The organism is Streptomyces sp. 1331.2, assembly GCF_900199205.1.
Taxonomy (GTDB): Bacteria; Actinomycetota; Actinomycetes; order Streptomycetales; family Streptomycetaceae; genus Kitasatospora.
Genome location: NZ_OBMJ01000001.1, coordinates 586,419 through 604,997, shown reverse-complemented (window position 1 = coordinate 604,997; position 18,579 = coordinate 586,419). Strand labels below are relative to the sequence as shown.

At 73.5% G+C, this 18,579-nt stretch carries 11 protein-coding genes; 4 read left to right on the top strand and 7 right to left on the bottom strand.

Annotation, left to right across the window (positions count from 1 at the left end; all coding sequences use genetic code 11):
- Positions 1-31: 31 nt before the first annotated feature.
- On the bottom strand, positions 32-2,287 hold the full coding sequence (locus CRP52_RS02675; RefSeq protein WP_097234890.1) for an MMPL family transporter: 2,256 nt from the start codon (positions 2,285-2,287) through the stop codon (positions 32-34).
- 141 nt (positions 2,288-2,428) lie between these two features.
- Between CRP52_RS02675 and CRP52_RS02670 the strand changes: the two genes are divergently transcribed.
- The 3 genes from CRP52_RS02670 to CRP52_RS02660 all read left to right on the top strand — a co-directional run bounded on the left by CRP52_RS02670 (position 2,429) and on the right by CRP52_RS02660 (position 8,475).
- Positions 2,429-3,103, top strand: coding sequence for a TetR/AcrR family transcriptional regulator (locus CRP52_RS02670; RefSeq protein WP_097234889.1), 675 nt, complete (start codon positions 2,429-2,431; stop codon positions 3,101-3,103).
- A gap of 129 nt (positions 3,104-3,232) precedes the next feature.
- Positions 3,233-7,624, top strand: coding sequence for a WD40 repeat domain-containing protein (locus CRP52_RS02665; protein WP_143685632.1), 4,392 nt, complete (start codon positions 3,233-3,235; stop codon positions 7,622-7,624).
- Positions 7,621-8,475: a hypothetical protein gene (locus CRP52_RS02660; RefSeq protein ID WP_097234887.1), complete on the top strand. Its 855-nt coding sequence runs from the start codon at positions 7,621-7,623 to the stop codon at positions 8,473-8,475. Before CRP52_RS02665 ends, CRP52_RS02660 begins: the two co-directional genes overlap by 4 nt.
- Here the strand turns inward: CRP52_RS02660 and CRP52_RS02655 are convergent.
- Entirely contained in the window at positions 8,472-9,785 is a 1,314-nt protein-coding gene (locus CRP52_RS02655; protein WP_097234886.1) for an aminotransferase class I/II-fold pyridoxal phosphate-dependent enzyme, read from the bottom strand. The two genes, CRP52_RS02660 and CRP52_RS02655, sit on opposite strands and share 4 nt — an antisense overlap.
- 122 nt (positions 9,786-9,907) lie before the next feature.
- Here CRP52_RS02655 and CRP52_RS02650 point away from each other — a divergent pair, with 122 nt between their 5' ends.
- Positions 9,908-10,603, top strand: coding sequence for a hypothetical protein (locus tag CRP52_RS02650; RefSeq protein ID WP_097234885.1), 696 nt, complete (start codon positions 9,908-9,910; stop codon positions 10,601-10,603).
- Positions 10,604-10,749: 146 nt separating this feature from the next.
- On the opposite strand, the gene CRP52_RS02645 is transcribed toward CRP52_RS02650, so the two are convergent.
- The 5 genes from CRP52_RS02645 to CRP52_RS02625 are packed head-to-tail and all read right to left on the bottom strand — an operon-like array spanning position 10,750 to position 18,290.
- The gene (locus CRP52_RS02645) at positions 10,750-13,305 is read right to left on the bottom strand and encodes an acyl-CoA reductase (RefSeq protein WP_257032243.1); all 2,556 of its coding nucleotides are present in this window, start codon (positions 13,303-13,305) and stop codon (positions 10,750-10,752) included.
- On the bottom strand, positions 13,302-14,513 hold the full coding sequence (locus CRP52_RS02640; protein WP_097234884.1) for a LuxE/PaaK family acyltransferase: 1,212 nt from the start codon (positions 14,511-14,513) through the stop codon (positions 13,302-13,304). Before CRP52_RS02640 ends, CRP52_RS02645 begins: the two co-directional genes overlap by 4 nt.
- Positions 14,510-15,655, bottom strand: a complete 1,146-nt coding sequence (locus CRP52_RS02635; protein WP_097234883.1) for a GNAT family N-acetyltransferase — start codon at positions 15,653-15,655, stop codon at positions 14,510-14,512. The genes CRP52_RS02640 and CRP52_RS02635 overlap by 4 nt, the downstream gene beginning before the upstream one ends.
- Positions 15,652-17,001, bottom strand: a complete 1,350-nt coding sequence (locus tag CRP52_RS02630) for an MFS transporter (protein ID WP_097234882.1) — start codon at positions 16,999-17,001, stop codon at positions 15,652-15,654. Before CRP52_RS02630 ends, CRP52_RS02635 begins: the two co-directional genes overlap by 4 nt.
- Positions 16,998-18,290, bottom strand: coding sequence for a phenylacetate--CoA ligase family protein (locus CRP52_RS02625; protein ID WP_097234881.1), 1,293 nt, complete (start codon positions 18,288-18,290; stop codon positions 16,998-17,000). The genes CRP52_RS02630 and CRP52_RS02625 overlap by 4 nt, the downstream gene beginning before the upstream one ends.
- Positions 18,291-18,579 lie beyond the last annotated feature (289 nt).

The following is an 18,579-nucleotide window of genomic DNA, read 5'->3' as shown; positions in this document are numbered from 1 at the left end:
CTGTCGGGACGTTACGGCTAGGGCCGGAGCCCTAGCCGACCGCCGCCGGGGAGCGGGGTGCCTCGGCGGGGGCCTCCGGCTGGTAGAACTCCGTGTGTCCTTCGACGTGGAGGTGGGGCAGGCGGCGGTCCAGCCAGCCGGGCAGCCACCAGTTGCCGCGGCCGAGCAGGTGCATCACGGCCGGTACCAGCAGCAGGCGGACCAGCGTGGCGTCGATCAGGATGGCCGACCCCATGCCGACGCCGATGACCTTGATCGGCAGGTCGGGTGCCGGGACGAAGGCCGCGAACACGGCGACCATGATGGCCGCCGCCGCGGTGATCACCCGTGCGGTGCCCGCCAGTCCGCTGACGATGGACTCCGCGTTGTCGTCGGTGCGCAGCCAGGCCTCACGCATCCGGCTCACCAGGAAGACCTCGTAGTCCATCGAAAGGCCGAACAGGACGGCGAAGGTCAGCACCGGGACGAAGGCCGGCAGCGGGGTGGGGCTGTCGATGCCGATCAACCGGCCTGCGGTGCCGCCTTCGAGGACGAGGGCGACCACGCCGTACGCGGCGCCGACGGAGAGCAGGTTCATCACAGCGGCCTTGAGGGCGACGGCGAGGCTACGGAAGGCCACCAGGAGCAGGAGCATCGACACCGTGACCACGCCGCCGACCAGCAGCGGGATGCGGCGGGCGATGTTGTCGGTGCTGTCGATCGCACTGGCGGTCGCCCCGCCGACGTGGACCCGGACGCCGGGGCCGACCGCGGCCGGGATGACGCGGTCGCGGAGGTCGCGGACCAGGGTCTTGGTGGCGCCGGACTGCGGACCGCTGTCCGGGACGACGGTGAGCAGCAGCGAGCGGCCGTCGGAGCCGGGCACCGGAGGGGTCACGGCCGTGACGCCGGGCACCGCCTTCAGTGCGGTGGGCAGCGAGGCCGTTGCGTCGGCGGGGGTGCCCGGCGCCAACTCGGCGACCAGGACCAGCGGTCCGTTGCTGCCCGGTCCGAAGCCGGCGGCCACCGTGTCGTACGCCAGCCGGTTCGAGCGCCCGGCGGGGTCGTTGCCCGCGTCGGGGAAGCCGAAGCGCACGCCGAGGAACGGCGCCGCGAGCGCCAGCAGGACGACGACCCCGGTGACGGCACCGAGGACGCGGTGACGCTCCACGAGCCTGCTCCAGCGCAGCCAGCCGGCGCCCACCGAGCGCTCGCCCTGGGCGGCGCGGCGCCGGGGCAGGGGCAGCCGGAGCCGCTCGATGTGCCGGCCGAGGTAGCCGAGCAGGGCGGGGAAGAGCGTGGCGGACGCGGCGATCACGACGAGCACGGAGAGGATCGCCGAGACCGCGGCGCCGCGCATGAACGACAGGCCCATCGCGAACAGCCCGAGCATGCTGACCACCACGGTCATTCCGGCGACCACGACCGCGCGACCCGCGGTGTCCAGCGCGGCGACGGTGGCGGCCTCGGGTTCGAGCCCCTCGGCGCGCCACTCGCGGAACCGGGTGACCAGCAGCAGCGCGTAGTCGATGCCCACCCCGATGCCCAGCATCGCGGCGAGCGAGGTCGACCAGTCCGGGACCGGCATGACCGCGGCGAGGACCGGCAGCAGGGCGCTGCTGACGGCGAGCCCGCCGAGCGCGGTGAGCATCGGCAGGCCGGCGGCCACGACCGAGCCGAAGGTGATCACCAGGATCACGGCGGCGGCCGCCAGGCCGATGCCCTCCGAGCCGATCGCGCCCTGCTCGGCCTGCTGGACCGTCATGCCGCCGAGGTGGACGCGCAGGCCGCCGTCGACGGGGCGGGCGAGGTCGAGCAGCCGCTGGGTGTCCGCCTTCGGCATGTCGGGGGCGGCGGCGACGTCCAGGTGGATCTGCCCGAGGGCGGTGCGGCCGTCGGCCGACACCTTGCCGCGCGGGCCGTACGGGTCGTCGATGCCGCTGACGTGCGACACCTCGGCCATCCGGGCGAGCAGGTCCTTGACCCGGTCGCGGGTGGCGGCGTCGGTCACGCTGCCGTCGGAGGTCAGCACCAGGCTGATCGATTCACCGCCCAGCCCGGGGAAGTCCCGTGCCAGCAGCTGCTGGGCCTGCTTGGAGTCCGAGCCGGGCGCGGAGTAGTCGGCGCTGTACTTGGCGCCGAGGCCGGCCGAGAGGCCGAAGGCCGCGCCGGCGGCGAGCAGCCAGAGCAGCACCGTGCGGCCCCGGTTCCGGAAGCTCCAGCCGGCTATTCGGCCGAGCGGGCCGGGTCTGTGCGGCCTGCTCTCCCCGGCGGCTGTCCGCCGACCCTCGCGCAGTCCCTGGGACATGTGCTCCTCCGTACGTCGTCAGGGACCCCGTCCCCCGGCAAAGCGTTACGCTTCATAACGCGTCTTATGGAGCGTAACGTTTCCCTCGACGGGTACGGATTGTCAACGCGGTGACGGGCGCAGCGAGCCGATGGAGATGCGATGACGGGTGGGTCGACCGATGAGAGCGGGGGGCGGAGTCGCCGTGAGCGGCTGCGCGCCGACACCGTGGAGGAGATCAAGCACGCGGCCCTGGGCCTGATCGCCGAGCGCGGCGCCGCGAACCTCCGCTTCACCGACATCGCCCGCAGCATGGGGATGACCCCGCCCGCGCTGTACCGCTACTTCGCCGACCGGGACGAACTGCTCACCGCCCTGGTCGCCGACTCGTACCACGGCCTGTCGGACGCGTTGGCCGCGACCCGCGGGACCGTGCCGCCGGACGACCTGGACGGGCGCTTCGTGGCCACCTGCACCGGCTACCGCACCTGGGCGCAGCGGAATCCGGAGCGCTTCGCCCTCATCTTCGGCTCCCCCGTGCCCGGTTACGCGGCCCCACCGGACGGACCGACCGTGGTGGCCGGCCGGCGGGCGATGGAGCACATGGTCGAACTCGTCGCCGACACGGCCGAACGCGGCCGGCTCGGCAGCCCGCTGGTGCCGGACGCGGCGGAAGCCCTGATGCTGGCCTGGGCCACCGTGCACGGCTTCGTCACCCTTGAGGTGCACGGCCACTTCCACACGCTCGACCAGGCCGCGCGGGACCGCCTCTTCGCCGTGCAGGCGGGCGTTGCCGCGCGCACCGCGGGCCTGGCGCCGGCCGTGGACCAGCGGTGATCAAGGCCCGCGCGGCAGCCGGCCGCGGCTCGGGCGGCGAGGACGGCACCGTCCGCGACGCGGGACGAGGGTTTCCGGTCGCCACCGAAGTCGTCGGGGCGGTGCGGTCAGGCGGGGGCGAAGTCCGCCGTGTTCGAGGAAGTGGCGCTAAACTGCGCTGAATTGAATGATCGCCATGTCGTGACCGGCGGGAAGTCGTGGCGTGCGGGCGGGTCCGGGCCACAGGGGTGGGAATCGATGAGTGGACGGCAGGCTCTCGTCGTGGCGGTCGGGAGTTTCGCGGCGGCGGTCGAGGCCGGCCGTGAACTGCCGGTCGGGATGGAGCCGTGGGGGCCGCTGAGCTTCGTCTACGGCCTGGTGCCCGAGGTCAGGCAGTCGATCGAGCGGTTGGGGTACGGCGTCGTCGAGCGGGTGGACCCCGACCTGCGGGGCCTGCGCGAGGGGATTCAGACCGCTCTGGACGACGGGTACCGGATCATCCACGTCATGTCCCACGGCGACACCGGGATCGACGGCGACCCGACCAGGGTGGACGTGGTGCCGTCCTGTGCGACGACCGGCCGGCTCGGTACGAATGTCAGCGAGTGGGTCTCGGTCGCGCAGGTCTCCGGCCGGCACACGCTGTTCCTGCTGGATCTGTGCCATTCCGGCCGGGCCGCCCGGCTGCCGTACCTGCTCCAACGGGCCGGGCGTGACACCTACGCGTGGGTGATCGCGGCCTCGGACAGTTCGGAGGCGGCTTATGACGGTCGCTTCAGCGAAGCGGTCGCCCAGGTCTTCGACGAACTCGCGCAGAACCGGTTCGACGCCCATCCCGCCCAGCGCTACGTGTCGTTCTCCGTGGTCGCCCGCCGGATCGGCGAGCTGGTCGCGGCGAGGTCGGGATTGCGGCAGACGGTGTCGGCAACGCCGCTGGACGCGACCCTGAGCGAGCCCGAGCTTCCGTTCTTTCCCAATCCCCGGTTCGTCGAGGACCGGGTCATGGCGGAACGCCGGCGCATCGATCCGCCGATCCGCGCGTTCCTCGACGAACTGGACCCGCGCGATGCCGGACACTTCGCCGACAAGGCCGGCCGCCGGTTCACGGGTCGGCGCAGCCAGCTCCGCTTGCTCGTCCGGTGGATGGCGGAGCCGGACACCGGCAGGATCTGCGTGGTGACCGGTGGGCCGGGGACGGGGAAGTCCGCCCTTCTGGGCGCCCTGGTCTGCGCGGCTCATCCCCGCCTGGTCGGCGAGGCCCAGCACATCCTCGACCGCCTCGACCCCGAGTGCCGCCCGTCCGTGGACAGCGGCCTGGTTGCCGTCCAGGCGCGCCAGCGCAGCCTGGGCGACCTGATATCCGCTCTGGCCGGGCAGCTGCACCTGCCCGGGCCGGCCACCGGCTGGACCGCGGCCGCCTTCGTCGAGGCCGTGGCTGCTCTGTCGGAGCCTCCGACAGTGGTCGTGGACGCGGTCGACGAGGCGATCGATCCCGGCGCGCTGACCGCCGACCTGCTGCTGCCGCTGGCCGACAGCCGACGTGCCGACGGGCGCCACGCGTGCCGGCTCGTGGTCGGCCTGCGTCCGTGGGCGCAGTTCGCCGCCTTGCGCCACCTTGCCGAGTACGCAGGCGTCCTGGTGGACCTCGACACCGTGGACATCGGGGAGCTGCGCACCGATCTGACCGTCTACCTCGCCGATCTGCTCGCGGAGGCCGACGACTATTCCGGGACCGCCTGCGCTGTGGTGCGTGCGCGCCTGGCGCGGGCGGTGGCCGGCCGACTGACCGACCGCGGCACCGGGTCCTCCGACTGGGGCGCGTTCCTGGTGGCCGGCGTGTTCGGCCGCTACCTCGCGGGGACCGCTCCCGCGAAGGGGCCGGACGACGCCGACCGGATCGGCGCGACGGTGCCGACCACGTTGCCCGAGGTCCTCGAACTGGATCTGCGCTCCCGCCCAGACGGGCCGGCCGTTCGAGCGCTTCTCGCCGCGTTCGCCCATGCGAAGGGCGATGGAATGCCCGCCGAGCTCGCGTACGGGCTCGCGGCGGCCATCCACCCCGCCTCGGAGCCGGACGGCTATCCGGCCCTGCTCGACGGGGCGCTCTTCTACCTCCGCATCAGCATGGACACCGACGGCACCACGCTCTACCGCCCCTTCCACCAGGGGCTCGCGGACTACCTGTGCCGGCAGCCCTTCGCTGCGTCGAGCGCTGCGGGAGCACGGCACCCCGGCCTTCCCGCCGTCGGCCTCGTCCTGCGGACCCTGGTCCCGGACCGGCGTCCCGGCCTGTCGTCCGGCACCGGTTCCTGGAGCACTGCCGTTCCGTACCTCCTGCGGCACGCCAGTCAGCACGCACAGGATGCCGCAGGCCTCGACGGCCTGCTGGACGACGCGGACTTCCTCGTGCACGCCGACCCCGAGACCCTGGCCCCGGCTCTTGTCCAGGCCGAAGCCGGACCGAGTGCGCTGACGGTGGCGATCTACCGGGCGTCCTCGGGAATCCACCGCAGGTCCGACGCTGTGACGCGCCGTCAGCTCCTGGCCGTCGACGCGGCGCGCTACGGGGCGGTCGACCTGCTGCGGCGACTGAACGATCCGCTGCCGACGTGGGCCTGGCGGCCTCGTTGGGCGTCCGGCTCCCAGGTCAGCAATGCGCTGCGGGAGACCCTTCCGGCTCCGGCTCGGGCGCTCGTGACGCGTGTTGCGTGCACCATGCTGGACGGGCGGCCCGTTGCCGTCAGCGGCGGGTACCGGTGGCTGGGGTTCTGGGACCTCAAGGCCGGCCGGCTGATGGGAGGACTGCCGGCCGGTCACCTCGACCGGGTGTCCGGCGTGGCCTGGTCGAGCGTCGACGGCAGGCCGGTCGCCGTGACCTGTGGCCATGACGGTACGGTCCGTGTCTGGGACGCGACGGACCAGCGGGAACTGCGCTGCCTGTTCGACAGTGGGGCCGGAGAGCTGTGCGCGCTGGTGTGCACGGAGCTCGACGGCCTGCCGGTCGCGGTCACCGCCAGGACCGACGGAGCGCTCCGGCTGTGGGACCTGGCCGCGTCGGAGCCGCTGGGCGATCCGCTGGTCGGCCACAGCGGCCGCGTGTCCGCACTCCGTGTGACGGTGCTCGACGGCCTGCCGGTCGCGGTCTCGGGCGGTGACGACGGCACCGTCCGGCTGTGGGACCTCGGCAGCCGTGCACAGATCGGCGATCCGCTCGGCAGCGTGGACGGCCAGGTCTGGGCCGTGGACTGCGTCCTGCTCGACGGCGGGCCTGTTGCCGTCACCAGCGGGTCGGAACCTGTCCTCCGCCTCTGGGACCTGACCACCGGAAGGCAACTGGACGACCCGATCACCGACCTCGGCGACATCGTCTACGCCGTCGTGTGCACCACCTTGGCCGGCCGGCCCGTCGCCGTCACCGGCGGGAAGGACGGTGCGGTGCGCCTGTGGGACCTGCGTGGCCGACGCGAGCTCGCGAGCCCGCTGACCGGGCACAGCGGCCTGGTGTGGGATGCGGACATCACGTGCCTGGACGGGCAGCCCGCCGCCGTGTCAGTCGGTTGGGGCGACACCATTCGGGTCTGGGACCTGAGCGATCACCGCCGACTCGGAAGCCCGGTCGCGGGCCACACCGAACAGGTCACGAGCGTCGCGTGCACGGTGCTCTCCGATGTCCGCGTCGCCGTCACCGGAGGGTATGACGGCGCGCTGTTCGTCTGGGACCTGGACGGTGGGCGGCGACTCGGTGAGCCGATCCGCCAGGCGGCCGGCGCCTCGGTAAGTGACCTGGCCTGCACGGTCGTTGCCGGCCGTCCGGTCGTCGTGGCGGTCGACGGCGGGCCGGACGGAGCCGTGCGCGGGTGGGACCTGGAGACCCGGAGGGGACTGGGCGGCCCGTTCGCCTTCGACATCGCCCGGGTGGTGTGCACCCACGTCCGGGGAAATCCCGTGGCGGTCACCGCGGGGAGGGACGGCGCCGTCCGGGTCTGGGACCTGACCACCCTGGAGCAGACCGGAGATCCTCTGGTCGGCCACATCGGGGACGTGTGGGCCCTGGACTGCGCGGTCGACGCCGGCCGACCGATCGTCGTCACCGCAGGGATCGACGGAACGGTGCGCCTGTGGGACCTGGACTCCCGGAGGCAGGTCGGCGATCCGCTGGTCGGCCCGGTCGGGGAGGTGTCGGCAAAGGTCTATGCGGTGGCATGTGCTGTGCTGAACGGGCGGCCGGTCGCCGTCACGGGGGAGATCGGCGGCACCGTTCGCCTCTGGGACCTCGTCACCCGCAGACAGGTGGGCGGCCCGCTCGTCGGTCACACGGGTCGGGTGTACTCCGCGACGTTCGCGGTGGTGGACGGCCGGCCGTGCGCCGTCACGACCGCGGACGACGGCACCGTCCGGCTCTGGGAATTCGGGCGGTTGACGTCGGAGGTCCTGTCGTTCCCCTCCGAGGTTCATGCCGTGGCCGCCTCGGACGACGGCGAGCTGGTGGTCGGGAGCGGGGCCGAGGTCATCGTGATGGACCGGGGGAGTGCGAGCGGATGACGCGCATCGTCGGAGTGCACGGAGTGGGCAACTACCGGCCGGACCAGACCGTCGGGCAAGCGGTCGACACCCTTTCGGAGGTCTGGTGGGACAGGCTCGCCAGGACACTGGCCACCGTCGGGGAACCGCTCGACCGGAGCGACGTCCGGGTGGCCTACTACGCCGATCTGCTGCGGCATCCGGGGAGGCAGGGCCGCACCGGAGGACTCGACGAACTGGACGAGTTCGAGCAGCAGTTGGTGCAGCAGTGGCTGGAGACGCTGCCGCTGCCCGGCGGCGTGTCAGCCGGCCGTCTCACGGCGCCTCTGCGGCAGGCGGTGGCCTGGATCGCGGAGACCCGTGGGCTGGGCAGGCGAGCCACGGAGTGGTTCGTGTCCGTGTTCTTCCGGGAAGTGGCGGCCTATCTCGGCGACGCTGACGGCGCGGCACGAGCGGCAGCACGAGATCGGGTGGCGAGCGCGATAGCCGACACCGGCTCACGCATCGTGATCGCCCACTCCTTGGGTTCGGTGGTGGCCTACGAGGCCCTGTGGGAACGTCCCGACCTGCGCGTTGATCTCCTGATCACGCTCGGATCCCCACTGGCCCTGCCGCACGCCGTCTTCCCGAGGCTCCAACCCCCGCCCCGGAACGACCGCGGACGTCGGCCGCCCAACGTCGGGCGCTGGGTCAACCTGGCGGATCCGGGTGACCTGGTCGCCATTCCGCCCGGTGGTGTGGAACGACGGTTCGACGGCGTGGACCGGCAGGAGTCCTCGGCCACGGCCATCCATGCCTTCGACTTCCACTTGGTCGCGAACTACCTCTCGCTTCCCGGGCTCGGATACCTGTTGCGTTCGGACGGGCCCTAGGCTCCGATGCCCGGCGGCCCGCCCACGGCGTCGGCGTCGGACGACGCGGGACCGAAGGCGGCCCGGACCTCGGACATCGTGCGGCCGGCGTCCTGGACCGCCTTCGGGAAGTGGTGGGCCAGGGCCTCGACCAGGGCGCGGATGTGGCTCTGGTCGACGTGGCGGGTGAGGGTGAAGCGCAGGCCCGACTTGCGGAGGGGGACGACGGGGAAGGAGGTCTGGTTGACGTAGAACCCCTCGTCGAGGATGCGCCGTACCAGGCCGTAACTCACCTCGGGCCGGCCGACTCCGATGTAGTAGATCGGTGTCCGGGGGTCGGAGACGACGGGAAGGCCGCTGGCGGCGAGGAGGTCGTTGCAGTACTCCCGGCGTTGCGTCAGTTCGGCTTGCAGGGACTGGATGCGGTCGCTCAGATGGATCCGTGCGGAGGCGATCGCCGCCCCGAGCATCGGGGGCGGCAGCGGGTGGGAGTACATCAGCGGACCCCCGTTGATCCGGACCCGCTCGAACAGCTCCTCGGTGGGGAACACGGCGATGCCGCCGATGGTCCCGAAGCCCTTGGCGAGGGTGGTGGCGAGCACGATCCGCTCGCTCAGGCGTCGGCCGAGCTTCTCGAAGACGTAGCCCGCGCCGTGTCGCCCGTACCAGCTCATGCCGTGCGCGTCGTCCGCGTAGAGGTGCAGCGCGGGGTAGGCCGCCATGAGCCGGACGAGGTCGTCGATCGGCGCCACGTCGCCGAACATCGAGTACACGCCGTCGATCAGGTACCAGACCCGCTCGCCGGTGGCCTGGGCGCGCCGGAGTCGGCGTTCGAGGGCGCCCAGGTCGCCGTGTCGCACCATCGCGAGCCGGACTCCCTGTTGCCGCACGAGTTGCGCGGCGGTCTGGACACTGAAGTGGACCTGCTGGTCCAGCACGACGCTGTCGCCGGCCCGGAGCAGCGCCGGCAGCACGGAGATGTGGCACAGCGAGGTGGAGGAGTACGTGAGCACGGGGTGATCCGCGTACATCTCCCTGAGCAGTGCTTCGAGTTCGAGGTTCAGCCCGGAGGCCACGTACGACCGGGAGACCGAGAACTGGACGCCGAAGCGCTCGGTCGCGTCGACGGCGCCACGGCGGATCCGCTCGTCCTGTTCGAGGGAGAGGTAGCCGCAGGTGCCGAAGTTGACCAGGTCCCGGCCGCCGATCCGCAGGTGCGTTCCCGGCGGCGCGTCGAGCCCGGTCGCCAGGTGGCTGGTGCCCTGCCTCATCGCCTCGGCGATCAGCTCGCGGGCGGTGTCGGCGGAGCTCTGGTACGGCACAGTGGCCACGGCGTTTCCCCTCAGACCATACGTCGGTCGGACTATGGGACAAACGCCGTAGGGGCGTGGAGGTTACGCGGAGTCCAGCGGCTCGCTTGCGGCGTGGTGCCGTGAGGCGCCACGATCGGCGGATGTTCGAACTGCTGCCAGGGGTCGGGGTCCTGCTGCCGGACGGGGCGGGGACGCTCCGCTTCGGCACGGACGAGGTCGCCACGCGGGAGGCCTTGGCCGGTCTCGGCCGGGTCCGGGATCCGGGGGGCCTCGACGCGGGGTGGATGTGCACCGTCCAGTGGGGCGACCTCGAACTGACCACCTGCGCGGGGGGCGGCCGGCGCGACCCGCAAGCCGGCGACCTGCCGATGGCGGAGGTCGTGCTGAGCCGGGCCGGGCCTCCGCGGCGCGCGCTTCCCGGCCGGGCTCCGGTGGGACGCGGTGCGCCGGGGCCCGGGTGGCGCGGCCCGGCTGCCGTGCCCGTCGTCCTGGACGGCATCGACCTGTTCGGCTACCCGGCGGCCGAGGTGCTGGAGGCACTGGGAGAGGACCGACACCCCGGGCTCCGTCCCCAGGCCGCCGTGCCGGGCGGCTATCTGCCCGGGATCTCCTTCCGGGACGAGCCGCCGCCCGAGAGCGGCGCGCCGGACCTCGCCCGCTACGAGGACATGTGGACCACCGGGCGGGACGACTGGCAACTCGAACGGACGGGCAGCGGCTACCTGGTCGTCAGGAAGGGTGACCCGCCGATGCACCTGCTGATCTGCCACGACGCGCTGGCCGATCAGGTCATCGCCAACATGCTCGCGGCCGGTGTCGAGGTCGTGGCCGGGTGAGGCACGGCCGGCACCACGCGGGATCCGCCCGAGCCGGCCGGATCCTCAGGCTTTCCCGTACTCGTCGTGGCGGCGCAGCACCAGGGCGGCGCAGCCCTCGGCCGGGGGGAACGGCGCACCGCCCCCCGGCCGAGCGAACGGCGGTGTCACCCGGCGGTCCGCCGCCGGTCGATCACCGTCCGGAGCTTGCCGCTGGTGGGCGTCCGTTCGAAGGCCGCGGAGTCGACGGTCTCGACGGCTAGGTCGAGCAGCCCCTCCTCGACGGCCGAGCCCAGCTCCGCGACGGCGGTGAGGAAGGCGGCGCGGGCGGCCGTCCCGTCCTGGGCGTACTGCGCGTCGAGCCGGACGACGGCCCGCTCGCGGCGCTCACCCGTCTCCAGGACCAGCTGCAGCTCTCCCCGGTAGCCGAGCTCCTGCTGCGCCACCGCGACGAAGCGCCGGACGTTGAGGAAGTACGTGCCGACCCGCACGACGTCCCCGTACCGGCCGAGCAGTTCGATGCGGGGGGTGTGGCTGCCGCAGGGACAGACGCCGTCGACCGTGCGGCCGAGGTCGCCGATCTGGTACCGCTCCAGGCGCTGCCCGGCCCGGGCGCGGCTGGTGAAGACCAGCCGGCCCGGTTGCCCGGCGGCCACCGGGCGGTCGGCCTCCGGGGCCAGGACCTCCAGGGTGTGCAGGTCGGTCAGGACGTGGTGGACCGAGCCCTCGGCGTGCGCGCACTGGTAGCCGAGCGGCCCCAGGTCGGTGCTGCCGTACGCCGCCGAGCGGATCAGCTCGACGCCGAACTCCTCGGTGAGCACCCGGCGCTGCTCCGCCGTGAAGTGCTCGCCGCCGTAGAACACCTTGCGGATCCTGCCGTAGGCGCGCAGCGCGGCGCGCTCGGCGTGGAACAGCTGCCAGAGGTAGGACGGCATGCCGAACACGGTGTCCGCCCCGTTGGTCACCAGCGCCTCGGCGGTGGCGGCGTGGTCGGGGCCGGCGGCGATCGGCAGCTGGGTGGCGTTGAGGCGCTCCAGGATCGAGAAGAAGCTGATGAAGCTGCCGTACATGCCGCCGCAGTAGAACAGGTTGGCGGCGCGGTCCCGGGCCGGGTCGAACCCCGCGGCGAGCAGGCCGTCGGCGGCGGCCCGCATCTGGGTGTCGTAGTCGGCGTTGGTGAACACCGACAGGGCGGGGGCGCCGGTGCTGCCGCCGCTGCGGAAGTACAGCTGGGCGTGGTCCGGGGCGAGGGTGCGCAGCTGCTCCTGCACCCCGGCCTTGTCCAGCAGCGGGCCGCCCGGCGCGGCGGGGACGAAGGCCGGGGCCGCCAGGTCGTCCAGGCAGGCGGTGGTGGCGAAGGCCTCGCCCGCCCGGACGCTGACGCGCCGGCTGTAGCGCTGGAGCGCGTAGACGCCGTCGTGGGGCTCGCCGTGGTAGCCGTCGAGCATCCCGCCGACCGGAGTGACCCGCAGCACGCCGGCGGCGAGCACCGCCTGCGAGAGCCGGGCGACGTCGGCGCGGCTGCCGCCGATCGCGGCGGTCTGCAGGTACCGGCGCATCGGGCGCAGCACGGCCATCACGGAGGTGCGGGGCAGCGGCTTGACCCAGACGCTGCGGTGCAGCGGCGAGGCGGCCAGGGCGGGCCGGGTGTCGGCGAGGACCCGCCAGGAGCCGTCCTCGGCGGCGAGGACCCTGGTGAGGCCGAGGTGTTCCTCCAGCCGGGCGACCAGCTCGGTGGTGGTGATCTCGGCGTGCTCGGCCGGTTCGAGTGCGGGCCGGGGCACCACGGCGGAGGCCTCGGCGAGGTGGGCCGCGAAGCGCTCGGCGAAGGCGAAGACCTCGCCGTCGTCCTCGGTGTCCAGGTAGACCACCTGGGGGCTGGAGCAGGCCTGCTGTTCGTAGCGGCAGACGTCGGCTGCGAGCGCGTCCAGCGTCACCCGGTCCGACCAGGCGTCACGGGTCAGGTAGGCGAAGGAGATCCGGTGTCCCCACTCGATCAGCCGGCAGCCGGCGGGGACCAGTTCGGAGACCGAGCGGACGGCGTCCTCGCCGCCCCAGACCGCCACCGCGTCGGCGGCCCCGCAGATCTGCCGCAGCCAGTCGGTGCGGGCCGAGGGGAAGCGCAGCGCGACGATCCGGCGGGCCAGGGCGCCGGTCGGGTCGGCGGCGGCCAGTTCGGCGAGCAGGTGCTGGGCGAGCGGGGTGTCGGCGCTGCTGGTCTTGAGCACGTTGAGGTTCCCGGTGAGCAGGCCCTCGACGGTGCTCAGCGGTGCGACGGCGGCGGCGTTGCCGGGGGCGATGTGGACCAGCAGGCCGACCGGCGCCCAGGCCTCGAAGGTGGTCTCCCGGGCGTCGGGCCGGGCGAGGCGTTCGGGGCGCAGCGCGCCGAGTTCGCGCCGGAGCTTGCGCTCCAGCGACGGGCGGGCGATCGCGTCGGCGATCTCGGCGAGGGTCGCCGCGGCCTCCTCCGGGTCGGTGCCGCCGTCGGTCAGCACCCCGAGCAGCCGGGTGCGGACGGGGCCGGCCGGAGCGGCGAGGGCGTCGGCGAGGTGCTGGCAGGCGGTCAGCACCAGCTCGGTGGAGAGCGGTTCGGCCAGGACGCGGGCGGCGAGCTCGGGGAGCTCGGCCAGCCGCCGGGCGGCCTCCTCGTCGTCGATGAACGAGCCCTGCCAGAAGTGGGCTCCGGCCGTTGCGGGTTCGGGGTTCACGGGTGCGGTGGTCACGACAGGCCCTTCAGGAGTTCGGCGGCGGCCGCTGCGCAGTTGCGGTTCCGGCTGACCCCGGCGCGGCCGTGGACGGTGAACCACGGCGTGGGCGCCGGGCAGGGGCAGTCCTGCGCGGGGTGCAGCGAGGCGAGGTCGCCCATGACGACGCTCTGCGCCGGGACGGAGGTGATGTACGGGGACACCAGGTGGAGGAAGCCGGGTTGGCCGTACGGCAGCGGCTCCAGGGTGCGGGTGTCGCGCACGGCGGCCCGCGACCAGACCGGGACGTGCAGGCGGTGGTGCGCGCACTCGATGTACGGCACGCAGTGCTCGACCGAGCCGAAGGTGTCGCGGATGCGCTCCGAGGGGACGCCCAGCTGCTCGGTGACCTCGGCGTAGAACTGCTCCTTGCCGATCTGCCGGTCGGTGTGCCCCTTCCAGCCGCCGCCGAGCAGGACCAGGGAGCCGGCCGGCAGCCGGACCGGCGGCAGGCCGAGCGCGCGCATCCGCTCCAGGGTGAAGTGCAGGAACGCGGGGAAGCCCAGGATCCGTACCGGCAGGCCGTCCTCGGCGTAGCGGCGCAGCGCCTCGATGCAGCCGTGGACGTCGAACTCGTGGCCGCTGCCGGTGTGCCGCAGTGCGTGCGTGGTGTGGTTCGCCGGGGCGAAGTCGCAGAGGTAGTTGTCGGTGAACGAGGTGCCGAGCTTCAGCTGCGGCGCGGGCTCGTAGCTGTACAGCAGGTAGTTGACGGGCTGGTCGGGGGTGATCCAGCCGTAGTGGTCGAAGATCCGGGCCACCATGCGCTGCGCGGAGCGGATCGTCCAGGTGTCGAAGAACATCTGCGACTTCTGGCCGGTGGTGCCGGAGGAGGTGAGGTGCAGGAACACCTCCTCCCGGGGGATGGACAGCAGCTCGTGCCGCTTGAAGAAGTTGGCGTGCACGAGGGGGGTGCGGACGCCCTCGCCGACGGTCGGCGCGGGCGTCTCCGCCGGGCCGTCCAGCAGCGAGCGGAGGAACGGCGAGCGCTGCGCGTGCCACGCGTTGGTCTCGGCCATCGCGGCGGCGAACAGGGCGTCGGTCTCCGGCCCGGCCGCGTACGGGGAGGCCAGGTCGCAGAGCTGCTGGACGTGCGGGAGCGCGGCCGGGTCGGGGACCGCGACCGGTGCGAGATGGGTGCTGACGGGATCGGCGCTGACGGTGTCGGCGCTGGCGGGACGGACGGTCACGGGGCAACCTCGGCAAGGGGAAGGTAGGTCGACGTCCAGGCGGTCAGGTAGGCCAGCAGGTACGGCTGGAGCCGACCGCTGACGGCCGCGGCCCGGAAGTCGATCTGACGGCTGGTGCGGGACAGCACCACGTAGTCGTGGAACCGGTCGCCGATCCGGCGCATCGCCGGGTAGACGGCGCTCGGGATGAACCCGGCGGCCAGGAAGGCGCCGAGCCCGGCGGTGTCGGCCAGCGGCAGCAGGGTCTCGACGTAGTCGGCGCCCGCCCGGGTGACGGCCGCCATCAGCGGCTCCAGCGCCCCGGCGACGGCCGCCGGGGACGGGTGCACCGCGATCAGCGAGCAGCTCGCCGCGGTCCGGTCCAGGTCGGCGTACGCCTCGAACGCGCCGTCCGGCGGGGTGAGCACGGCGTTCGGGACGTGCAGCGGGAAGAAGCGCTCTCCCGGGTCGGGGAAGAGTTCGAGGAAGCGGCGGCGGACGAAGCCGGGTGCGGCGATCAGCTCCATCGGCGCCGTCACCGGCGCGGTCCGCTCGGCGGCCGGGGCGGGGGCGTCCGCCGGGGCGGGGCGGCCGTAGTCGACGCCGGTGCTCTGCCGGGCCGCGTCCAGCAGCGGGACCAGGGCCCGGGGCACCGCGCCGACCTCCTCCCGCCGGGCCAGGACGCCGTCGGCGTGCCGGGCGAACAGCGCGAGGCTTTCGCAGCCGGCCACCTCGACGGCGTTCGGCAGCAGGCCGAGGGCCTGGAAGCCGTTGCGCGCGAAGACCTGCTGGGGGCCGGGGGTGACCACCCGGACGGTCGCGTAGACCGAGTCCAGCGTGCCGGCGGCGAAGGCGTCCGTGCAGACGGAGGCGGTCAGCCGGGCGGCGAGGCCGCCGCCGCGCTGCTCCGGGTGGACGGCCAGGCCCACCAGCTTGCCGATCCGGCTGCCGGGGTCGGTCTGGACCGCCACCGACCCGGCCAGGCGGCCGGAGCCCTCGTGGCGCGCGGTCAGCCAGTGGGTGTGCGGGTCGTCGATCAGACGGCGCATCTCCGCGGGGTCGCTGCCGAGCGCGACCGGGTAGCCGTGGCCGTAGACGTCGAAGTAGAGCTGCCGCAGCTGCGCGACGTCCTGGGGGCCCGCGGGGGCGATCGTCGCGGTCATCGCTCGTCCCCGATCGGCTGGGCGCCCGGGGCTGGGGCTGGGGCTGGTTCCGGGGCGTATCGCCCGGTCCACCAGAGGGCGGCGGCGACGGGCAGGACACCGAGGGCCTGGACCAGGCAGAGCGTCCGCGGCGAGAGGTGGTCGCCGAGCAGGCCGAACACCAGCGAGGACACCGGGAAGGTCGCCCCGAGCAGGGCCTGCATGACCGCGAAGAAACCGGGCCGGTCGGTGGCCGGCACCAGCCGTTGGAACAACGCCACGAACCGTACGCCGATCACGCCCACGCACCAGCCGGCGACCGCCATCGACCCGACGGCCGTGGCCTGGCCGGCGGCCGGAGCGGGCAGTCCGGGCAGCCCGGGCAGGGCGAGCGCGGCGGCCATCAGGCCCAGGCAGCCGGCGCCGACCGCGGTCGGCGTGCCCGGGAGCCGGCCGCCCGTGAACGAGCCCACCAGCGTGCCGGCGCCGAGGGCCGCCTCCAGGGCGGCGACGGTCGAGCCGTCCGCGTGCAGCACCGTCCGGGTGTACAGCGGCATCACCACGAACACCGCGGTGGTGAACAGGTTCGCTGCGGTGAAGCAGAGCAACACGCGGCGGACGAAGGGCAGTTCGGCCAGGATGCGGCGCAGCGGCCGTCGTCCGGCGGGCGGTGCGTCGTCGGCGGGCGGTGCACCGTCGGCGGGCGCGTCGCCGTCCGCGGTCGGTGCGCCCGGGGCGGTGGGGAAGCGGGTCGCGGCGATCAGGGCCGCCGCCAGCAGGTAGGCACCGGCGCACCCGGCGACGATGCCGGCCAGGCCCGCGCCGTCGACCACCAGCGGGCCCAGCAGCCCGCCGGCCAGGCCGGCCAGCGACTGGGTGGCGAGTTCGAAGCCGGTCGCGGCCTCGATGTCGGCGTCCTCGACCAGCTCGGGGACGGAGGTGGTCAGACAGGGGTCGAAGACCGCCTGGCAGCCCGCCAGCAGCAGGGCGGCACCGTAGGCGACGGCCATCGGCAGTGTCGCGGCGTACGTCCAGCCCGCCGTGCCGAGGGCGACCAGACCGGCGACGGCCGCCGACGCGCCCAGCACCGTGCGGTGCGGGCGACGGGCGATGAGCGCGGCCACCAGCGGGGCCAGCGCGACCGCGGGCAGGGTGCTGACGGCGAGGAAGACGCCCGAGGCGAGACCGCGGTCCGTGCCCGCGGCGTAGCCGACCAGCCACCACACCGCGCCGACCTGGAACATCCGCCCGGCGGCCTGGGTGAGGACCTGCGCGGCCCAGACGGCGGCGAAGCGTCGGTTGCGCAGCACGAGCGGCAGGCGGGTGGCGGCGGCCTCGGCCGTCCCGGCTGCCTCGGTGGCCGTCATGACTGCGTCCGTCCGTCGTGGGGCGCTTCGTCGTGCGGGCGCTCGTCGAGGACGCGGATCAGCTTGCCGGTCCGCGGGTTGACGGCAAGTTCGTGCGGACGTACCCAGGTGACGGTCAGCGGGTGGACGTACCCGGCGGTGACCGCCTCCGGGTACAGCGGCCGCGCGGTGTGGACACCGGTCGTGACGGCGGCGGCCAGCTCGGGCAGCCCGGCGGCGTCCCCGTCGTGGGCCAGCCGCATGACCAGCCCGTCCCGGCCCTCCCAGCGGCGGACCACCAGCTGCACGCCGACCACCCGGCCGGCCGGGTCGGCGGCCCGGACGAGGTCGAGCACGTCTTCGGTGTACAGCGACACCGGCCCCACCCGTACGCCCTCCTGGGCCCGGCCGAGGATGCGGAACCGTCCGGCGGCGACGTCGGTCCACTCCGCGCGGTCCCCGACGGGGTAGCGCAGCACGGGCATCAGCCGTCGCCGCAGGTCGGTCACCACGACCCGGCCCGGGACGCCCTCGGTGTCGATCGGCTCGCCGGTGTGCTCGTCCAGGATCTCCACCACCGTCTCCGGGGTGAACGCCCGGTGCACCCGGGTGTCCGGTCCCGGTACCGGCCGGCCGAGCAGCCCGGCGTCGACGGCGGCGTAACCGATCGAGGAGACCCTGGCGTTGGGGAACACCTTGTGCAGCAGCGGCTGCTGGTCCTGGTAGAGGCCTTCGCCGCCGAACAACAGCAGCTCCACGGAGGGGACTTCGCGACCGGAGGCCAGGAGGTGGTCGGCCAGTGCGCACAGCGTCGTGGGGGTGCCGGCCACCACCTCGACCTCGAACTGTTCCAGGGTCTGCGCGGTCGACTCCAGGGGTGCCGCCCCGCCGATCGGCAGCCGGACGTTGGCGACGGGGGAGCGGTGCAGCGCGTCGAGGATGAAGGTGTAACTGGCGTACAGGTCACCGGCGTAGAAGAGGTCGGCGACCCGGTGCCCCGCGCGCAGTCCGGCGTCCATCAGTCCGGCGCCGAAGGAGGCGGTGAACTCCCGCCACTCCTCCCGGCTGTAGAACGAGAACTTCGGCGAGCCGGTGGTGCCACCGCTTTTGAAGACCACCGCCTCCTCCAGCGGCCCGGTCAGCAGCCGGTTGCCGCGAGGCGTGTTGGCCTGCCAGAACTCGGCCTGCGGGACGACCGGGAGGTCGGCCAGCCGGGCGGCCGAGGCGGGCAGGCCGGCGTACAGGTCGGCGTAGAAGGGTGAGTTGAGGCGGGCGAAGCGTATGAGTTCCGCAAGGGGTTGAACGGGCATCAATTCCTGCTTTTGGGCGTGCGAGGGCCGGACGAGGTCGCGGGGTCGCACGACTTCGCCCGACGGGTCGGAGGCGATCGTGGGCCCGGTGGTCGGCGGAATTCGATTCCGCTGCGACCCGGCGGGTCACGGGGTGGGAAAAACGGGCCGAGCATGCGCACCGGGGTTCGGTGATGCGCTGCACGGTTCGTCAGCTGATGCGACATCGGGGTTGGTGGGGCCACCCGCTCGCAGAAACCAAGGCTATCACCGTGTGTGCCTTTGGATTCCAAGCTGAGTCATCGTCGGA

Coding starts and splice junctions, on each gene's coding strand:
- CRP52_RS02675 (WP_097234890.1), bottom strand. CDS start 2,287: ATGTCCCAGGGACTGCGCGAGGGTCGGCGGACAGCCGCCGGGGAGAGC.
- CRP52_RS02670 (WP_097234889.1), top strand. CDS start 2,429: ATGACGGGTGGGTCGACCGATGAGAGCGGGGGGCGGAGTCGCCGTGAG.
- CRP52_RS02660 (WP_097234887.1), top strand. CDS start 7,621: ATGACGCGCATCGTCGGAGTGCACGGAGTGGGCAACTACCGGCCGGAC.
- CRP52_RS02650 (WP_097234885.1), top strand. CDS start 9,908: ATGTTCGAACTGCTGCCAGGGGTCGGGGTCCTGCTGCCGGACGGGGCG.
- CRP52_RS02635 (WP_097234883.1), bottom strand. CDS start 15,655: ATGACCGCGACGATCGCCCCCGCGGGCCCCCAGGACGTCGCGCAGCTG.
- CRP52_RS02630 (WP_097234882.1), bottom strand. CDS start 17,001: ATGACGGCCACCGAGGCAGCCGGGACGGCCGAGGCCGCCGCCACCCGC.
- CRP52_RS02625 (WP_097234881.1), bottom strand. CDS start 18,290: ATGCCCGTTCAACCCCTTGCGGAACTCATACGCTTCGCCCGCCTCAAC.